17 protein-coding genes are annotated in these 19019 nt (G+C 66.9%); 8 read left to right on the top strand and 9 right to left on the bottom strand.

Annotated elements, in window-relative coordinates:
- The 6 genes from ASF94_RS05985 to ASF94_RS06010 form a co-directional block, all read right to left on the bottom strand.
- The coding region (locus ASF94_RS05985; protein WP_156382436.1) for a restriction endonuclease subunit S at positions 1-1192 on the bottom strand (1192 nt) is incomplete at its 3' end.
- Between the two features lie 11 nt (positions 1193-1203).
- Positions 1204-2685: a class I SAM-dependent DNA methyltransferase gene (locus ASF94_RS05990; protein ID WP_056663070.1), complete on the bottom strand. Its 1482-nt coding sequence runs from the start codon at positions 2683-2685 to the stop codon at positions 1204-1206.
- Positions 2686-2691: 6 nt separating this feature from the next.
- Positions 2692-3177, bottom strand: coding sequence for an SHOCT domain-containing protein (locus ASF94_RS21550; RefSeq protein ID WP_056663072.1), 486 nt, complete (start codon positions 3175-3177; stop codon positions 2692-2694).
- 6 nt (positions 3178-3183) lie between these two features.
- The gene (gene hsdR / locus ASF94_RS06000) at positions 3184-5661 is read right to left on the bottom strand and encodes an EcoAI/FtnUII family type I restriction enzme subunit R (protein ID WP_056663074.1); all 2478 of its coding nucleotides are present in this window, start codon (positions 5659-5661) and stop codon (positions 3184-3186) included.
- A gap of 81 nt (positions 5662-5742) precedes the next feature.
- Positions 5743-6315, bottom strand: coding sequence for a hypothetical protein (locus ASF94_RS06005; RefSeq protein WP_056663077.1), 573 nt, complete (start codon positions 6313-6315; stop codon positions 5743-5745).
- Between the two features lie 193 nt (positions 6316-6508).
- Complete coding sequence (locus ASF94_RS06010) at positions 6509-7000, bottom strand: hypothetical protein (protein WP_056663080.1); 492 nt, start codon at positions 6998-7000, stop codon at positions 6509-6511.
- 202 nt (positions 7001-7202) lie between these two features.
- Here ASF94_RS06010 and ASF94_RS06015 point away from each other — a divergent pair, with 202 nt between their 5' ends.
- A complete protein-coding gene (locus ASF94_RS06015; protein ID WP_056663084.1) occupies positions 7203-7622 on the top strand; it encodes a YkgJ family cysteine cluster protein in 420 nt (139 codons plus the stop codon).
- A gap of 155 nt (positions 7623-7777) precedes the next feature.
- On the opposite strand, the gene ASF94_RS06020 is transcribed toward ASF94_RS06015, so the two are convergent.
- Both ASF94_RS06020 and ASF94_RS06025 read right to left on the bottom strand, forming a co-directional pair.
- The gene (locus tag ASF94_RS06020) at positions 7778-8215 is read right to left on the bottom strand and encodes a KGG domain-containing protein (RefSeq protein WP_056663087.1); all 438 of its coding nucleotides are present in this window, start codon (positions 8213-8215) and stop codon (positions 7778-7780) included.
- Positions 8216-8519: 304 nt separating this feature from the next.
- On the bottom strand, positions 8520-9611 hold the full coding sequence (locus tag ASF94_RS06025) for a DUF2931 family protein (RefSeq protein ID WP_056663090.1): 1092 nt from the start codon (positions 9609-9611) through the stop codon (positions 8520-8522).
- Positions 9612-9831: 220 nt separating this feature from the next.
- Here ASF94_RS06025 and ASF94_RS06030 point away from each other — a divergent pair, with 220 nt between their 5' ends.
- A complete protein-coding gene (locus ASF94_RS06030) occupies positions 9832-10272 on the top strand; it encodes an OsmC family protein (RefSeq protein ID WP_056663093.1) in 441 nt (146 codons plus the stop codon).
- A gap of 306 nt (positions 10273-10578) precedes the next feature.
- On the opposite strand, the gene ASF94_RS06035 is transcribed toward ASF94_RS06030, so the two are convergent.
- The gene (locus ASF94_RS06035) at positions 10579-10890 is read right to left on the bottom strand and encodes a hypothetical protein (RefSeq protein ID WP_156382438.1); all 312 of its coding nucleotides are present in this window, start codon (positions 10888-10890) and stop codon (positions 10579-10581) included.
- 188 nt (positions 10891-11078) lie between these two features.
- Here ASF94_RS06035 and dinG point away from each other — a divergent pair, with 188 nt between their 5' ends.
- The 6 genes from dinG to ASF94_RS06065 all read left to right on the top strand — a co-directional run bounded on the left by dinG (position 11079) and on the right by ASF94_RS06065 (position 18718).
- On the top strand, positions 11079-13298 hold the full coding sequence (gene dinG, locus ASF94_RS06040; RefSeq protein WP_056663096.1) for an ATP-dependent DNA helicase DinG: 2220 nt from the start codon (positions 11079-11081) through the stop codon (positions 13296-13298).
- A 138-nt stretch (positions 13299-13436) separates the two neighbouring features.
- Positions 13437-13799, top strand: a complete 363-nt coding sequence (locus ASF94_RS06045; protein ID WP_056663224.1) for a zinc ribbon domain-containing protein YjdM — start codon at positions 13437-13439, stop codon at positions 13797-13799.
- Positions 13800-13977: 178 nt separating this feature from the next.
- A complete protein-coding gene (locus ASF94_RS06050) occupies positions 13978-14484 on the top strand; it encodes a pyridoxamine 5'-phosphate oxidase family protein (RefSeq protein WP_056663098.1) in 507 nt (168 codons plus the stop codon).
- A 65-nt stretch (positions 14485-14549) separates the two neighbouring features.
- Entirely contained in the window at positions 14550-14765 is a 216-nt protein-coding gene (locus ASF94_RS06055) for a hypothetical protein (RefSeq protein WP_056663101.1), read from the top strand.
- A gap of 202 nt (positions 14766-14967) precedes the next feature.
- Positions 14968-15597, top strand: a complete 630-nt coding sequence (locus ASF94_RS06060; RefSeq protein ID WP_056663103.1) for a PolC-type DNA polymerase III — start codon at positions 14968-14970, stop codon at positions 15595-15597.
- A gap of 403 nt (positions 15598-16000) precedes the next feature.
- A complete protein-coding gene (locus ASF94_RS06065; protein WP_056663106.1) occupies positions 16001-18718 on the top strand; it encodes a WG repeat-containing protein in 2718 nt (905 codons plus the stop codon).
- The last annotated feature ends 301 nt before the right edge of the window (positions 18719-19019 follow it).

Here is a 19019-nt window from a genome sequence, read left to right on the forward strand (position 1 = left end):
GAACGGGCATTGCGCGCGGGAAATCAGGCTGATCTCGCGCATTACGAAAAATCACCCCCGGTTCATCTGGCACAGGACGCAGGGAAGGGGTTTTGCAGACCTTCCTTAGCCGTACCCACTCCCACCCTTGCGGCAACTCAAACGGCTTTTCCTTGTCGGTGATGGGAGGCAGGGGCTTGTCGCGTCTGATCTGGCCGATGGCGATGAGACGGTCTTTCTCGGCGCGAATTTTTTGCAGCAGGGCGCTGGCGGGTTCGTCGGTGGGGTCTTGGGGCACGAGCAGGCCGCGCACGGCCAGTTGCAGCAGGGTTTGCTCCAGGGCGTCGATGGCTTCGGGGCGGTCCAGCAGCAGGTCAAAGTGCTGGGCCACGCGCTGCCAGTTGTCGGTCAGTTCTTCGGGCGTGGTGCTGGCGGTGAGCGTGCCCAGCAGGGTGCTGACCAGTTGGGCGTGTTGCGCGGCCTCCAGCTGGTCCTTGGCCTCCAGCGCATCGCACAGGCGCCTGAGGGCTTCGACGCGGGTGACGATGCGGGATTGTTCGGCGAGGGGTGGGAGCGCAATAACGATGCTGTTGAGTTTCGCCTGGTTCATCTTAGGCTGCGCTGTACCCGTGACATACGGCTCAAGCGAAATCGCGTTGATGAACAGCGCCAAATAGGTCATCAACTCTGGATGCGTCGTATCGATAACGTGCGCATGGTTGTTGACCCAGTACTTACCGTGCGCCAAAAACGCAATTGGAGTTGAACGGTTAATAAGGTTTGCACCGTCTTCCCCAATCAACAGCAATGTCTTATCGAATAGGAATCCATCGATCTTGTCGATCACGCCAGAGGCACCGTAGTAGTCATAGACTTTTGCTCGGTTCTCACGCTCCGATGATGAGACAGGAATACGCTCACCGTCTCGGTTGATTGAGGCATCGCCAAACCTCACCCACGCCCATCCCTGCGGCAACTCAAACGACTTTTCCTCTTCCGCAATCTCCGCCAGCGGCTTGTCCCGCTTGATCTTGCCCTCGGCCATCAGCCGATCCTTCTCCGTCCGAATCTTTTGCAGCAGCACACTCGCCGGTTCATCGGCTGGATCTTGGGGTACCAGCTTGCCTCGCACAGCCAGTGTGAGGATGAGTTCGCGCAGCTTGGCGACGCCACCAGGGGCGGTGGCGAGTAGCTCCATATTTGATAGCAGCATGCGCTTGTTCCTCAGGCGCTGGCGGCTGTTTTAGCTGTTAATGACTGGGCGAGGATGCCCTTGAGTTCGTCGCGCAGGGCCTGGGCTTCGGCCTGCAGGCGGGCGTAGTCGGCCAGCAGCGCGTCGGGGTCGTGGCTTTGCTGTTCGCCGACGTGGGGGTTCTTTTGGTCCAGGTTGTAGCCTGCGGCCTTGATCTGGTCGATGCCGACCTTCCAGGCCCGGTCGTTTTCCACGCGCGCGGCAAAGCCGTCGGCCTCGGTGCCCCACCAGGCTTTTTCGGCATCGAACTCGTCGATGCGGATGGGTTTGGTTTTGTTGTAGGTTTTGACGCCCTGCGGGTAGGGGTGCTCGTAGTACCAGATGTGCTGCGTGGGCTGGCCTTTGGTGAAGAACAGCAGGTTGGTCTTGATGCCGGTGTAGGGTGCGAACACGCCATTGGGCAGGCGCACGATGGTGTGCAGGTTGCAGTGCTGCAGCAGTTGTTCTTTGATGCGGGCCTTGACACCTTCACCGAACAAAAAGCCATCGGGCAGCACCACGGCAGCACGGCCATGGGGTTTGAGCAGGTGCTGGATGAGCACGAGGAAAAGATCGGCGGTTTCCTTGGTGCGCACGTCGGCGGGAAAGCCCGCCTCGATGCCCGGCTCTTCGATGCCGCCGAAGGGCGGGTTGGTGAGGATGACGTTGACACGGTCTTCCGGGCGATAGTCGCGCAGCGGGCGGGCCAGGGTGTTGTCGTGCACGATCTGGCTGGGTACTTCAATGCCGTGCAGCAGCAGGTTGGTGACGCATAGCATGTGCGGCAGCTGCTTTTTCTCGACACCGCGAATGCTGTTTTGCAGCACGGCTTCTTGTTCTGCGTTGTGCACCTGTTTGCGCAGGTGCTCGATGGCGCAGACGAGGAAGCCGCCGGTGCCGGTGGCCGGGTCCATAACGCTCTCACCCAACTGGGGGTTGGTCATGTCCACCATGAACTGGGTGACGGCGCGGGGGGTGTAGAACTCGCCCGCGTTGCCTGCGCTTTGCAGGTCCCGCAATATCTTCTCGTACAGGTCGTTGAACTGGTGGCGCTCGGCCTGACGGTTGAAGTCGATCGCGTTCAGCTTGTTGACCACCTGGCGCAGCAGGTGGCCACTTTTCATGTAGTTGTAGGCGTCTTCGAACACGCCGCGCACCACGTAGCCCCGCGGGTTGCGCTGTGGGTCAGCGCTCAGGCCCTTGAGGGCAGGGAATAGCTGCTTGTCCACGAAGTCGAGCAGTGCGTCGCCCGTCATGCCCTCGGCATTGGCTGCCCAGTTGCGCCAGCGCAGGTGCTCGGCCATGGGGCTTTGATAGTCGTCGCGGGTGAGTTCGAGTTCCTCTTCCAGCGCGTCAAACACCTTGAGGAACAGCAGCCAGGTGAGCTGGCTGATGCGTTGGGCGTCGCCATCCACGCCAGAGTCCTGGCGCATGATGTCTTGAATGGATTTGATAACGGGGGTGAGGTTGGACATCTAGGGTTAACGATCCAGAATCTTCTTTTTTTCGGAGGCGAATTCTTCTTCGGTCAGGACACCATTGACCTTGAGTTCATGGAGCTTGTTCAGCTCTTCAAATTTGTCGACCCCCGCTTTGTCGGTGGCGATGACGTCGATCACCGGGGGCGGCTGAAGGATAGGCTCATGCACCGGCCTCTCAGCCCGTCGCTCGCTGGGCCGCATGATGTTCTTGTAAACACCCAGCCCTGCGCCAATGACCGCACCCGCCATGGGCCCGATGAGCGGCACGGGGACGGCGATCACCGCGCCGATGGCGGCACCGGCGGCGGCATCTTTGGCCATGTCCGACTTCAATACGTCCTTGCCCAAGCGACCTACTTCCCCTGCGACCTTGCCCGCAGTGTCTATCGCCACGTCCGCTGACCGTTTGATGTCGGCAGCTTCGGGGCGCAGGTCGCGGGAGAGCTGGCCTGCTTTTGCTTTGGCCTTGTTCAGCATGTCTTTCATGTCATGTCACGTCACGTTGGTTGAGCCCGCATCCTGGGCCGAGAAGTACAACTCCCGCTCCAGGGTTTTCAGAGCGTTCACATATTGCGGCCGGCCGCCAAAGCTGCGCACCAGCTCCACGGGGCTGCCCAGGTCGGTGAAGGGCTGGAGTTTGAAGACTTCATTGCTTTCGATGGTGGCGATGCCTTCGTCGGCGTACTTGTCGAGCAGGGCGTCGAGCACCTTGCGGGCCACAGGGCCGTATTGGGTGAAGACGTTGCGCTTCTTGACGCGCTGGGCGCGCTCGCGGCGGGTAAGCGGCGGCTGGTCGTAGGCGACGTGCAGCAGCAGGTCGAAAGGGTCGAGGTCTTTGTCGACTTCAGCGGCCAAGGCGTCGATGAGCACGCCTTCCGCCTGCAGCTCGGCCAACAGGGCAGCCTTGCGGTCGGCCTGCTGCCAGGTTTGCAGGAAGTGGTCGAGCGAGTCGTATTTTTTGAGCAGGTTGATGCGGGTGTAGTCACGCAGGCTTTCGGTGATGAGCCTGCCGTCTGCGTTGAGGTATTGCACCCGCTCGCGCGCGACGGCCACGGTGACGTTTTGGCCCAGGGTGTATTTGCGGGGTTCGTCGGCGCCTGCGCCGGCCTCGCCCGGGCCTGCGGTGGTGGGTGGCCAGGCATCAGGACCCGTCTCAGCGGGCTGAGCAGTGGTGGATAAGTCCACCGGCGGGGGCGGGGCCATGGGCTCGCCGGGCTGGGGCTCGTACACCTGCACGGGTTCGCCGTCGAAGTCTTTGTCGGCAAAGAGTTCGGTAGCGCGCTTGAAGTCCAGGATGGTGAACCAGTTTTTGCCCAGGTCCTCGCGCAGGCGGGTGCCCCGCCCGATGATCTGCTTGAACAGCGTCATGGACTTGATGGTCTGGTCCAGCACGATGAGTTTGCAGGTCTGCGCGTCCACCCCTGTGCTCATGAGCTTGGAGGTGACGGCGATGATGGGGTAAGGCTTTTCGGGATCGATGAAGTTGTCCAGCTCGCGCTTGCCTTCGGTGTTGTCGCCAGTGATCTGAACCACGTACTTGGGCTGGCTGGCGCACAGATCGGCATTGGCGTTGCTGAGCGCCTTGCGCATGCGCTCAGCGTGCTCGATGTCTTCGCAAAAGACGATGGTCTTGGCGTAGCGGTCGGTAGCCTTCAAATACTCAGTGACCTTGGCGGCCACCACGGCATCGCGCTGCTCCAGAACGAGCCTGCGGTTCATGTCGGCGCCGGTGTAGATGCGGTCTTCGATGAGATGGCCGAACTTGTCGCGCTGGCCCTCGGTGGGGCGCCAGCCGAAGGTGTCTTTGTCGAGGTCCACGCGCACCACTTTGTAGGGCGCGAGGTAGCCGTCTTCAATGCCTTGCTTCAAGCTGTAGGTGTAGAGCGGCTCACCGAAGTAGTCGATGTTCGAGACGTCTTCCGTCTCCTTGGGCGTGGCCGTGAGGCCGATCTGTGTGGCGCTGGCAAAGTAAGTGAGGATGTCGCGCCATGCGGAGTCTTCGGCCGCGCTGCCCCGATGGCATTCGTCCACCACGATGAGGTCGAAGAAGTCGGGGCTGAACTGCTTGTAGATGTTGCGCTCTTCTTGCGTGCCGGTGACGGCCTGGTAGAGCGAGAGGTAGATCTCGTAGCTTTTATCGACGACCTTGGTGATCTTGTTCACGGCCAGATCCACGTCTTCCACGGTGACTTGGCCTTGGGCGTCTACCCGCTCCACGCCCTTGGCGTGGGGGCTGAGCTTGGCCATCGCGCCCTTGAAGGGGCGGAAGTCGTTGACCATGGTCTGGTCGATGAGGATGTTGCGGTCAGCCAAAAACAGGATGCGCTTCTTGGCCCCGCTTTTCCACAGCCTCCAGATGATCTGGAACGCGGTGTAGGTTTTTCCGGTGCCCGTGGCCATGACAAGCAGCACGCGGTTTTGGCCTGCGGCAATGGCCTCCACGGTGCGGTTGATGGCACCGAGCTGGTAGTAGCGCGGGGTTTTGCTGGGAGCGTAGTCAGTAGCGGCAATGTGCTCGACCGCAGGCGTCCAGCCCTTCCACGCGCAGTACTTGGCCCACAACTCGGCAGGGGTGGGGAATTGGTCCAGCGTGAGGTCGCGCTCCAGGACGCCATCCACCAGAGTGGCATCGCGGAACACGAAGCCGTCGCCATTGCTGGCAAAGCTAAAAGGCACGCCCAGCAGCTCGGCGTATTGAATGGCCTGGGGCATGCCCGCGCCGACGGAGTGCTTGGCGTCTTTGGCCTCCACTACCGCCAGCGGCACGTTGGGCTTGTGGAACAGCACGTAGTCGGCCCGCAGCATGGAAGCCTTGTCGCGGTGCGATGCCTGGCCGCGCACCACGACGCGGCCGGGGCGCAGCGTGTATTCGCGCAACATCTGCTCCATGGCGTTCCAGCCGGCACGGACGATGGCGGGCGTGATCCGCTTGTCGCAGATGTCGCTTTCACTCCAAAGATGCTTCTCCATCGCCTTGCCCTTTCCGCCATGGACATTGGCGGTACAGAAGGGCCCTCCCAAACGGGGATTATCGAAGAGATGCCCGAGGGCTCAGCTGCTGGGCGGCGGGACTTCCGCCACGATTCGCGCCTCCCCCACCGGCGCCAGCACCAGATGCTCGTCGTTGCTCACATACGGCACAAAGCCCAACTGCCCCCGCACCTTGTGGAACGGCGTGGCGAACTTGTCCACAAGCGGCGCGGTCACGCGGTCGAAGAAGGCGGTGTGGGGTCCACTGACGGCGTAGAGGGCTTCCGTGCGGCCCCAGCGCACCTTCCACTGGTTGCGGCTGCGCTGCACGCCCACGCGGATGTGCTCGTCCAGGCAGTGGCCCGTTTCCTTAAAGAACAGCGTCAGGCCGAAGTACAGAAAACCATCGTCGCCGACCTGCAGCCGGGGCGATAGCGTGGTGCCTTCCGAAGGCACGCGCTCCAGCCGCTCGTCGAGCACGTGGAACTCCAGATCAGTCGATCGGGCGCCCAGGTAGGTGAGGTAGTCCACCCGCAGCTGTTCGCCGAACACCTTGCACGCCTCCTTGTACTGGGCGAAGTCACGGCACCAGGCCATGGCCTTGGCGTGCAGGTCCTGGTAGAGGGTGGCGGTGGCGGCAGGGCTGGCAGACATGGAGGGATGGGACGTCTGAAGGAATTCCGACGAAGAGCCAAAACCTCGGCAGCAGGCGGGAAACGCCCGCCGGCCTGCGGCCGCATAGAGCGTGGGCGCGCCATGCAGCGGCGGCACCGGGTGCCAAGGCACTTGGCGGCGGGCGTTGAGGGCAGCAGGAAGCCGCCCGCGAAGGCGCCTGCGGCCTTGACCGTTACTCCTGCTTCGTCTGCTTCCAGATGCGGTCGGCGCGTTCCCACGCAGCCTTGGCGGCAGGTTCTGCGTCTTTCCAGTTCAGGCGGCTGGATTCGCGGTGATCGGTGTCCCAGCGGCGCTCCAGATCGGCGCGGGCTTCGTTCCAGTCGCGGCCACCGTCGATGACGTTCTGGTAGCCCGAGCGATAGGCAGGCGCGTAATCGTCGTAGTTGTAGGCCTCGGTGTAATAGGGCTCGCGGGCGTGGGCATCGCGCCAATAGGCGTCCTCGGCGGTGGGGTTGACGGCTTCGGCGGCGCCGTTGCCCGCCAGGCCTCCGACGACTGCGCCCACCACGGCCCCCACGGCCGTGCCAACCGGCCCACCGATGGAGCCGGCTGCTGCACCGGTGACGGCACCGCCCGCCACGCCGACGCCTGTGCCGATGGGATGGGCCTTGGCCGCGTCAGTGACGGACTCGGCGGTGCTGCGATCTGAATTCGGAAGGGTCATGGCGTGCTCCTCGGATGGGTTGAAAGTGAAACGGGGGTGCATTCACTGCCGTTTCATGGTGCACAGGCAGGGCCGCACGCGGCGTAGGTCAAGCGCGCTTGGGCTCGCCGGTCGAGGCAAGCGATCCGCACACGGCGATGGCGTTCTGGGCTGAAGACTTCACAGCGCGCCCATCGCGGCCGGCGGGCACAATCGCTGCGCCATGCGCTCTCCCATTTCCATCGTCAACATCGACAACCCCGCCACCTGGACGCGCTACCGCGCAGGCCTGTGCGACACCTGTGCGGCCAACTGCTGCACCATGCCGCTGGAGGTGCAACTGTCCGACCTGGTGCGGCTGGGTTTGGTGGATGCATTCGAGGCCGAGCATGAAGAGCCCCGCCGCATCGCCAAGCGGCTGGAAAAGGCCCGGCTGATCGACCACTTCAACCACAAGAACGTGGTCTTCACGATGGCCCGGCGGGCCAGTGGCGACTGCCATTTTCTGGATGCGGTCACGCGGCGCTGCACGGTGTACGAGCAGCGCCCCGAGACCTGCCGGCTGCACCCCCGCACGAAGAGCCCGAAGCCGGGGTTCTGCGCGTATGGGGCGGTGGCCATGGGGGTGGGTGCCCGGCGCTGAAGGTCTGGCGTGGCCGGACGGGAAGATCCCACAGGTCCCACCACCCGCCAGTGGGGCTGAGCCCGTCGGAGCCCGGGCCTCATGCGCAGGGCGAAGTCGCTGCCATGGTGAGTGCAGCGACTTCCGCTGCGCACAGCGGCCGGCTGCCAGCTGCCTCAACGGTCGTTCTTGTGGCTTTGGCTGCCGGCGCGGGCGTGCTGCTCGCTGCTGCCGCCACGGGTGCCCGACGAGCCGGTGTTGCCGCCGCCGTTACCGCCGCCATTGCCGCCGCCGTTGCCGCCGCTGGACGCATTGCCCTGGCCGCTGTGGCTCCTGGAGCCGGCGGCACGGGCTTCCTGCGAATTGAATTCGTGCGCGTTGCCCGAGGCATGGGCGGCGCGGCCGCCTTCGGCGGCGATCTCGCGCTGGCGTTGCGGGTCCATCGAGGCAAAGCCGCGGCCTGACGACTGGCCGCCCTGGTTGCTGTTGCCGCCATTGCTGCTGCTGTTGCTGCTGTTGCTGCTGTTGCTGCTGTTGCTGCTGTTGCTGCTGCCTTGGCTGCCACCCTGGTTGGAGGTGTGCTGGTTGCGGCCTTGGGGATTGTTGCTGGGCATGTGAACGCTCCTGAAGATGGAAGAAAGAGAGGGACAAAACACACGGTGGTCACCGTGTGCACATCCACCTTGCCGGGCGCGAAAAATCACTTCAGGTAGGCGCTGTCCGACGCAGCGGTAGGAGGGGGTCGCCCTCGGGTAAGCACTTGTTCGTCGCTCCAGGCGCCGCGAAACACCTGCTTTCGCCACGGATGAGTTGGGCGGCTGAAACGGCGCCTGTCATGCCGGCTCCACCCGGCAGGGCAGCGGAGCCTGCCAGGGTGCCGCGCCTGCTCCGCCTGTTCCGCCAGCCCCGCCCCTGCGTTCAACCCGGATCGGTGAAAGTGAAACCGCTGCGCCGGCCATCGACCAGCAACGGCTCGATGCGGTGGCCGTCCAGCCGCAGATCGATGGTGTCGTCCACCTCGGACAGCCCCATGTGCAGCGTGGCGCCTGAGGGGGCGGCGGCGAAGATGTCGTGGGCCGTCTTCCAGTCCAGCACCACGCGGGTCACCAGCCCGATCCGCCGCGAGGAGCGCCAGAAGATGTTGAATTCCTGCGGCACGGCCCGCTCCGCCGGCGCCGGATGGGCGATCCAGGGGCGCAGCAGCATTTCCTTCTCGCCGTTGAAGTACGTAATCGACGCCTTGTAGAGCTTCTTGTCGTCGGTGGGCAGCACGATGCGCGGCACCCAGCGGTAGCGCATCTGGTAGTTCTGCCAGGTGCGGGCGGAGGCCCGAGGGTTGAAATGGCGCGCGCGCATTTCCTCCCGGGTCACGGAGATGCCGGCGAAAAACTGCCGTGCGTATTCCGCGTCGTCCTGGATGCGCTCGGCGCGGAACTCCCCGATCTGGATGGACGTGAAGCCGAAGCAGAACCACACCACCACCATGCCCTCTGGCGCGAAGCCGAATACCACCTGCGACAGTGGCCGGTAGCTGGGCCCGAACCGGTTGTATTCGGCCTGGTAGCCGGGTTGGGCCGCCGTCTCGATGTAGGGTTGCAGCGGCTTCGTGGACGATTCGGAGTCGGAATCCGCATAGGCCCGGCCGACCAGTTCCTTCACGCGCTCGATCGGGAACCCGGCTTTCAGCCGATAGAAGACGTCTTCGTAGGGCGAGTAGTAGACGATGTTCGCGCCGACGGGCGTGCCGCGCTGCTCGGACCACCATTTGCCTGAGGCGCCCCACGTGCCCGAGGTGCTGCCGTACGGAAGAATCACGGGCGGCCCTTCCAGCGTGGGGAGGTCGCCCCCCAGCGGCGTGACCCGATACGCATTGGCCGGGTGCGACAGCTCCACGTTATAGACCGGCACCTTGCCGGGGCGGGCCGCCCACGCGGGCGGGCGCAGCAACAGCAGCCCCAGCGGCAGGCCGCCCAGGGCCAGCACGGCACGGCGATGGAGATTCAGGCGCATGGACGACGTCCTTTCACACATGTACGTTGCAATGACCGGATTCACCGGGTCGCGGCGAAAGAGCGTACCAGCGCGACGCATCGGCGCGGCAGCGTCCCACAGCCTGCGCGGCCCGTGGATGGTGTGATGCGGGGCGAGCGCGTAGGGCGCGCTCGTCACACCCTCCCTGGTCCTCGAACCCCATTCATCACCCCGACTTTTTCGAAGGAGAAACGATTCCATGGCCGCTGAAAAATCCGCATCCGTACATTGGGAAGGCGCTGGCAAATCTGGCGTGGGCCAGATCAGCACCGAGACCGGCGCGCTCAAGCAGGTGCCCTACGGCTTCGCCAGCCGCTTCGGCGACGACACGAAGAACAGCAACCCGGAAGAGATCGTGGGCGCTGCGCACGCGGCCTGCTTCACCATGGCTTTCTCTTTCGCCTGCGAAAAGGCCGGCATCTCGACCGAAACGCTGGACACCACCGCCAAGGTGCGCCTGGCCAAGGAAGGCGACGGCTTCAAGATCGACCGCATCGCGCTGACGCTGAACGCCAAGGTACCGGGCATCGACGAAGCCCAGTTCCAGAAAATCGCGAACGAAGCCAAGGCCAGCTGCCCGCTGTCCAAGGCGCTGGCGGGCGTGCCTGAAATCACGCTGACGGCGACGCTGCAGTCCTGATCTTCGCTGGTGCGGGCAGCCCGGTTCGGGTCGGGTCGGGCTGCCGACCTCTTGGCATCGAATCCCGGAGCTATCGTTGATGTAGCGACCGGACGGCTGCCGACATCGCACGGTACGCGCAGCCGTGGGTACTCCGCTGGTTCCATCGGCTCCCCAGCCATCCTCGCCTGATGAACTGTCAACAATGGAAAACCGCCGCGACCTGGAAAGGCCCGGCGGTTTTCTTGGCTGCTGCGATCAGAGGGCACGTCACGGTGCGGCTACGCCCTCCATACCGAGAAGCGCCCTATGCAGCACGGGGCGTCACTACTTCTGCTTTTGATAGGCGTCGTGCGCGGGCTTGCCGCGGTCGGTGTCCTGCAGGCCGCGCTCCACGTCACGGAAGGCCTGCTGCACGTTCTCATCGGGCGCGCCATCCGTCATGCCGACGGATTGGTCGCGCTCATGGGGCATCAGTGGTGCGGAGCCGTCCTCACCCTGGGTGGAGGCGTTGGGCGGAATCTCCTTGCGCGTCGTGTCCACCGACCGCTGGACCGAGGTGCCGGTGGCATCGGGCGGGGTCTTCGATTCCGGATCCTGCGGGGCCGGGCGCTGTGCTGGGGAGTCGGTAGGTTTCATGTCGGGGGCCTTTCCAGTGGGCATGCGTGATCGTAGGGGCGCCTTCCTGCCCGGAATGTAGGCAAGCGCGCAGGCCCGCTGCCCGGCGCGCGCCTGCGTGGGCGCGGCCGATGGAACGTGACGTTTCGCGCCGCGAGCGGTGCATGCGCTGGCGGCGCCATCCGGCCCCGGACATGTCACACTACTGTATGTCTCAACAGGAGTGGGCCGCCAAGGCCCTGCAGTCTTTCGATGCGGTGGTGTCGGCCACCGGGGGTTTCCGCAGCCGCGCGGGGCAGCGCCGCATGGCCGAGCAGGTGGCGCACACGTTCTCGCAGGCGCAGCTGGGCAAGGCGGAGGACGCCGATGCCGACGCGGCCGAATCGCCGCCCCCGCCAGCCCGCGCCATCGCGGTGGTGCAGGCAGGCACGGGGGTGGGCAAGTCGCTGGCGTACAGCGTGCCCGCCATCGCCATGGCGCTGGAGCGCGGCACGCGCGTGCTGATCTCCACCGCCACCGTGGCGCTGCAGGAACAACTGGTCAACAAGGATCTGCCGGCGCTGGCCGAGCGCATGGAACAGCCCTTTCGCTTCGCCCTGGCCAAGGGGCGCGGGCGCTACGTGTGCAAGCTCAAGCTGGAGCGGCTGGCGGGGGGCGGCGCAGCCGGCGGGGACGGGGCCGACGGGCATGACGACGACCTCTTCGCCGACGAGGAGGCCGAGGCCAACGCCCGCCGTCCGCGCCAGGAATCGGAGGCGCGCATGCAGTTCTACGCCAGCATGGCCGACGCGCTCGCCACCAGCGAATGGGACGGCGACCGCGACACGCTGCAGGCACCCCCCGAGCCCGAGGTCTGGAGCCCGGTGGCGGCCGAATCCAGCTCCTGCACCGGCAAGCACTGCCCGGTGTTCAGCCAGTGCACGTATTACGACCGGCGCAAGGCGCTGGTGGCCGCGCAGGTCATCGTCGCCAACCACGACCTGCTGCTGTCTTCCATCGGCGCGCGGCTGCTGCCCGAGCTGGACAACTGCCTGCTGGTGCTGGACGAGGCCCACCACCTGCCCGCCACCGCGCTGCAGCAGTTCGCCTGCGAGGCCGACCTGAGCCGCCTGAACTGGATCGACAAGCTCGCGAGCCGCGCCCTGCGCATCGGCGCGCTGGTCGAGGTGGAGGAAATAGCCGACGTGCCCGCCCACGCCGCCCGCCTGCGCGCCGCGCTGCAGGACGCGGCCCGGCTGGCCATGGAGGTCTACGGCGACGAGCTGCGCGCCCCGCGCCCGGCCTGGGGCGGCCGCGCCCGCACGCCGGCGCCCGGCATTCCGACCCGCGCCCGGGTGGCGGGCGGCGTGCTGCCGCCGGAACTGGTCGAGCCGCTGGCCCAGGCCGCGCACCATGCGGAAGGCTTCCTGGACGCCCTGCGCGCCATCTCCAAGGCCCTGCGCGCAGAGATTCGCGACAAGCCCGACGAAGCGCGGCGCCTGTCCACGCTGTACGCACAGCTGGGCGCGCTGGCCCCCCGGCTGGAGGCCGTCCACGAAACCGCCCAGCTGCTGCTGCAGGACACACCCGAGGGCGCGGTGCCCGCCGCCAAGTGGTTCACGCTGCAGGTCGACGGCGACTACATCGTCGTCAAGGCGCATGCCAGTCCGGTGCTGCCGGGCAACACGCTGCGGCACAACCTCTGGTCGGCCGTGCGCGGCGCGGTGCTGACCTCGGCCACGCTCACCAGCTGCGGGCAGTTCGATTTCTTCCTGCGCGAAGCAGGCCTCTTCGGCGATGCCGCCGTGACCACGCTGGAAGTGCCCAGCCCCTTCGACTACGCACTGCAGGGCACGCTGATCGCCACCGAAACCACGGCCGACCCGCGCGAGGCGCAGGCCTTCACGGCCGAGATGGTCGATGCGCTGCTGAGCGACCTGGCGATGGTCGAATCCGGCGCGCTGGTGCTGTTCACCTCGCGCGATCAGATGCGCCAGGCCGTCGATGCGCTGCCCACCGCCATGCGCGCCAGCGTGCTGGTGCAGACCGCCCTGCCCCGGCCGCAGTTGCTGGCACGGCACCGCGAGCGGGTGGCGAACGGCGAGCCGTCGATCATCTTCGGCATGCAGTCGTTCGGCGAAGGGCTGGACCTGCCGGGCGCGCTGTGCGAATCGCTCTTCATCACCAAGCTGCCCTTCGCCCCGCCCGACGACCCGGTGGGCGAGGCGCGCGCCGAATGGCTGCGCGCGGCGGGTCGCGACCCGTTCAGCGAACTGGTGGTGCCGGCCACCGCCATCCGCCTGGCGCAGTGGGTGGGCCGTGCCATCCGCACCGAGGAAGACCGTGCCCACATCTATTGCTACGACAAGCGGCTGGTGCGCACGTCTTACGGGCAGCGGCTGCTCAAGGGACTGCCGCCCTTCACGCTGGAGCGGCGGGTGTCTGCCTGAGGCAGCGCGACTGCAGCAGCAGTCACAGAGGCCGCGGCCACAGCCGCCGCCACACCAGCCGCCGCTGCCGTGCAGCGCCGCAGGTGCATACTCCCCCGCTTTTTGCGCCCGCCCAGGGCGCCAAAGGCTTTGCCCACCATGCCCCACACCACCCCTGCCTGCCCCCAGTGCGGCCTGGAGAACACCTACCCCGACGCCGGTCTGATCATCTGCCTCGATTGCGGCCACGAAGGGCCCCAGGCTGCGGACGCGGCGCAGAGCGATGACGCCTCCGAAGCTGGCGAGCGCATGGTGCGCGACGCGAACGGCAACCCGCTGGCGGACGGCGACGCCGTGATCTTGGTGAAGGACCTGAAGGTGAAGGGCGCAGGTGCCACGCTCAAGAAGGGCACCAAGATCAAGGGCATTCGCCTGGTGGATGGCGCCGACGGCCACAACGTCGACTGCAGGACCGATCTGGGCAGCCTGCTGCTGAAATCCGAGTTCCTGAAAAAAGCTTGAGCCACGGCCCGCGCAGGGGACCTGTCGGACGTGCCCCACAGCCTGCGGGGCCGCCCACCGACCCCTGCGCCATGCCGCGCGGCCTACAGTGAATGAACCCGATGCGCCCACCGAAATCCACGGCGTGGCGACCATCGATCCACCCGATCCATCCATTCACTCACGGGAGACTGCGCACATGAGCGACAACAAAGACACGCCCCACGCCACGCTGTGGAAGCTGATCAAGGACATCCGCTTCGGCATGTTCACGCACCGCCATGACAATGGCCAGCTGCATGCGCACCCGCTGACCACGCAGAACAAGGACATCGACGAGCAGTCGCAGCTGTACTTCTTCATTCCGAAGGACGGCGAGATCTACGCCCGCGTGCAGCGGGACAACCAGGTCAACGTGAACTACGCCGACCCTGGCGACGACAGCTACGTCTCGCTGTCCGGCAAGGCTGGGTTCATCGAAGACATGGCCAAGAAGGAAGCGCTGTGGTCGCCCATGGCCAAGGCCTGGTTCCCTGCCGGCGTCACCGACCCCAATCTGGCCCTGATGGCCGTGCACATCGATCACGCCGAGTACTGGGACGTGAAGGAAAACAAGATGCTGCAGCTGTTCAAGATGGCCACCGCCGCGATCACGGGCAAGCCGCCCACCGGCATGGGCGAGCACAAGGAACTCTCGCTGGGCTGACACCCATGGGATGAGCGCAGGCCGCTCTTCTTTTCTTCATTGCTTTCTTTTCCAAGGAGACATGCATGGCTGACCACGACAAGCAGGAACCCGGGACAGGCAAGGTCGAGAACGATCACAACCGCCAGGGCGATCAGGACGCGACGCAGAAGAACGAGGGGCGCCGCACGCCCGAGAGCCGCCATGACCGCGATGCGCACATCGGCAGCGGCAACCAGGTGCAGTCGCGCCAGGGCGGCGGCGGACCATCGACCGGTGGCGGCGGGCGCGGAGCGGGCTGAAAGCCGCAGGGAGTGCCCCTGAGGCATCGCAACTGTCCCAGGGCATTCCAAGGCGCTGACCCGGAGACCCCGCACCGCCACCTGGTGCATTGATTACGCACGCACGACCCCGCCCCATCGGCGCGTCCTCCAGGCGCCGATGGGGCGGGGTCTTTACCGCGTGCCGAACCGGCGTCGCGGCGAGGCGGGGACAATGGCGGCCATGTCGCAGCCTCCCACCATCGCCGTCATCGACTTTGAAACCACGGGCATGACGCCCGCCCAGGGCGCGCGTGCCACCGAGATCGCCATCGTGCTGCTGGAAGGGGGCCAGGTGGTGGACCGGTTCCAGAGCCTGATGCGCACGGGGGTGTGGATCCCTTCGTTCATCACGCAACTGACCGGCATCACCAATGCCATGGTGGCCGCGGCACCCGATGCGGAGGGCGTGATGCGCGACGCGGCGCGTTTCGTGGGCCAGTCGCCCATGGTGGCGCACAACGCCTCGTTCGACAGCAAGTTCTGGAGCGCCGAGTTGGCCCGCGCCGATCTGCCCGCACCCCATGCCTTCGCCTGCACGGTGCTGCTGTCGCGCCGGCTCTATCCGGAATCGCCCAGCCACAAGCTCGGCTCCATCGTGGACCACCTGGGCCTGCCGCGTGCCGGCCGCGCCCACCGGGCGCTGGCCGATGCCGAGATGGCGGCCGCCCTGCTGGCCCGCATGCAGCACGACCTGCGCCACCGCTGGCAAGTGCGCGAACCCTGCCACGCCATGCTGAGCACCCTGCAGCGCTGCGCCCGGCCCAAGGTGGGCGCGATGCTGGCGGGCTACGCCAGCACGCTGGCCGCCTGACCGGCAGCGGTACCGGCAGACGCGGCGCTGTCGGCGGCAGCAGTCGGCATGCACTCCACCGCAGCTGCCGCATCCAGAATGCTACATTTTTTATAGCATATCGTGCCCTATCAGCAAGCGCCCGAGGCTCTTTTGGCCTTGAAATTGCTGCAATCTGTGCGTGGGCTTCGTGGCGTTTGAGGGCAGCGCCCGGCAGATGCCCGGCGGCGCCGAACCTCCAGGGGCACGGGCCTGCGCCCCGTGAGTCCCCCACGGGAGCCGCACACCACCGGGTTTTCTCTGCGTCCGGCAGGCGGCATTTCCCCGCCCGTCGGGCTTGCACCACACCGCAGGGCAGGGTGCAAATGGTTACCGCGCTGCCACGGGGCGGTGACTAGCATCCCCGCAGAGGAATATCTGCTACATGAATGAACAACCGCATGCGCCACCCCGGCTCGCGCGCATCCCGCTGCAGGCCGACGACCAGGCACATGCGCTGCTCATCGTGCAGGGCGAACGGGCCATCGAACCCACCGGCGGGCTGTGTGCAGTGCTGCGTTTCGTGCCGGGGGCGTCGGGTGGCTGGATAGCCGCAGCCCAGGCCGGCGACCAGCGCTGGGGTTACATCGATGCCGAAGGTGCCTGGATCGTCGAGCCGACCCTGCGCCAGGCGCGCAGCTTCTCGCGCGACGGCATCGCGCGGTTCTGCGATGCGCAAGGCCTCTGGGGCTATCTCGACACTGCAGGCCGCGTGGTCGTCGCCGCGCGGTTTGCCGATGCGCGGCCCATGCGCGCAGGGCTGGCAGCCGTCAAGACCGAGGACGGCGCCTGGCGCATCCTGCGGCTGGGCGGGGACTTCGCCTGCGATGCCGCTTTCGAAGACCTCGGCCCCTTCGGCGCTCCGGGCCTCGCACGCGCCACCCACCAGGGGGCGACGGGCTATGTGAACGCACACGGGCAGTGGGTCATCGCGCCCCAGCTGCGACACGGACGCGACTTCGAGGAACAGAGCGTCGTGCCCGCTTCGCCCGATGGCCGCAACTACGGCCTGCTGGACGCCACGGGCCACTGGGTGCTGTCGCCCCGCTATCCACGCCTGGAAGCGTTCAACGAAGAGGGCCTGGCGTTCTTCGCCGAACCCGACGCCTGGACCGCAGGACATGGCTACATCGACACGCAAGGCCGCGTCGTGCTGCGGGGCGGCGTGCATCTGTCGCGCCACATGGCCTGCGGCCTGGCGGCCGACCACAGTGACGACGAAGGCACGCGCTACCGCAGCGCGCGCGCGGCGACCCGGTCCGGCGGGGTGGCCGGCGATGTGCCGCTGGGCGATGCGGCCTGGGACGATCCCCACGCCAACGTGCACTGGGGCTATGGCACCGCCTTTCGCACCGCCGGCTGCCTGGCCGTGGTACGGCGTGCGCCGCAGCCCGTGCAGGACGAAAGCGAGCGGGGCATGGGCCTTGCCACGCAGGGCGCCAGCCAGGGCGCCTGGGGACTGCTGCATGCCGACGGCCGGTTCGTCCCCGCGCCGGCCGGCCTGCTGGAACCCTTGACCCGCGCCGACGGCTGGCTGCCACAGCCCCAGCCGGATACGGCCCTGGTGGCCTTTCACACCCACGACGGCCAGCTGGCCTGGATGGACGGTGAAGGCGCCGTGGCCTGGCGGGCGCATTACGACGGCCAGCAGGCCGCGCTGCTGGACGCCCAGGGCCGCCTGCTCTGGCACAGCGCCACGCGTGAGCACTGCTGGCCGCCCCGGCCGTTCTTCCATGCGCCGCTGGTCGATCTGCTGGAGGGGCTGAACGGCGTGGACCAGATTGCCACGCTGGCCGTGACGCTGGCCGCCAGCGCCGAACGCCGGCTGCATGCCCTGGCGGCCGGCCAGAGGGCGGAGGCCGATGCCGGCGTGCTGCAAGGCGCGCCCGCGGTTGCAGCGCCCGACCGCGAGGAGGCCGACCGCCGTGCCACCGCTGCGGCGCGCCGCGTGCTGCGCACCACGCTGGGCGCCGCGCACCAGGCCACCTATGGCTTTCTGGCGCCCGAGCGGGAACGCATGCTGCGCGAAGGCCGCCGCGTGCTGGCCCAGCACCTGGGCCAGCGCCACGGCACACCCGACCAGCAGCCCGACCATGTCGCGCCGCAGGGCTGCGAGGGCGACGGTCTGCTGGCCTGGGCAGTGCCGCTGGCGCAGCCGGTGGCGGGCAGCGAAGCCCTGCTGGGCGTGCCGGATGGAACGCCCCATCTGTGGATATCTCTCTACGCCCGGCGCAGCCTGCCGGCGGGTGGCGGCGAGTCCGTCGCCGCACTGCCCGAAACCCATCGCAGCGTTGCCGAGGCCGATACCGATCAGGCCAGCGGCCACTGGCCGACCGACCGCATCGACGATGCCTGGTGGGAGCTGTGGCTGATGGCCGCCCCCAGCCTGGCTGCGCTGCGTGCGGCACAGGCCGTGCGCGACGAGTGGGCCGCGCTGGCCGCCAGCGACACGGTGGAACAGCCAGCCTCCGCGAGCGCCCACGCGCCGCCGACCGACGCATCGCACGCCAACCGCCTGCCCGACCCGGCCCTGCGCCCGGCCCGGTCACGCGCCGAAACGCCCTTGCCAGAGCCGGTCGCAGCGGGCGCTGCCATGGGGGCTCCGGCGGTGCCGCACACCTTGCCGCATGTCGTGCTGCCGCCGCTATCTCCGCCGCTGCTGGGCGACGCCGAGCCGGCCGCCAGCGCCCCCTTTCATGCACGGCCTGCCCGGCCTGCGGGTCCCGCGCCCGCCTTCCACGCCATGGCCGCCCAGCTGTCGCACAGGCCGGCGCGCACGCCGATGCCGCAGGCGCCGCAGTCCCGGCGCATCACGCCCGCCATGGCCTTGATGGCTCACTTCGTGCTGAGCGTGATGGCACTGGCCTGCCATGCCAGCGTGGCCCTGGCCGCCTGGCGTGCCGAGGGCCTGTGGGCCGGCCTCGGCACATTGGTGTTCATGGGGTTCGCCGAGCTGTACTGGGCGTGGCGCTTCGTGTTCCAGACGCCGGAGAGCCTGGCGCTCGCGGCGGCCGCGATGGGCGTGGTGCTCTACCTCTTCGTCTGGTGCGTCGTCTACCGGCGCATGGGCCAGACCTTTTCAGCGCACGGGGCGACGGCCTGAGGGTGTGGCATCCACCTTTTCTTCCTCGGGCACCCTGTGCTACGATCTTTCCCATGCAACGCCATCTGCGCCGCCCCCAACCAACGCTAAGCCTACTAGTGCTCGGCCGGGGTCTGCCTGCGTTCGCCTCTCTCGTTGCCTGATTCAAGCGCAACACCGACTTCTCCCCTGACCCCGGCCCGCGAACCAGCCTTCACTGAACGTGAAGGGCTGCAGGGAGACAGTCGGCCGCCGTTTCCCTGTCCAGTTGTCATCCTGCGCCAGCGCGGCCTTCACCGCCGCCAGTGCCTGTTTCGCGGAG

The sequence above is a fragment of the Acidovorax sp. Leaf160 genome (assembly GCF_001424265.1).
In the GTDB taxonomy this organism is placed as follows: domain Bacteria; phylum Pseudomonadota; class Gammaproteobacteria; order Burkholderiales; family Burkholderiaceae_C; genus Paracidovorax.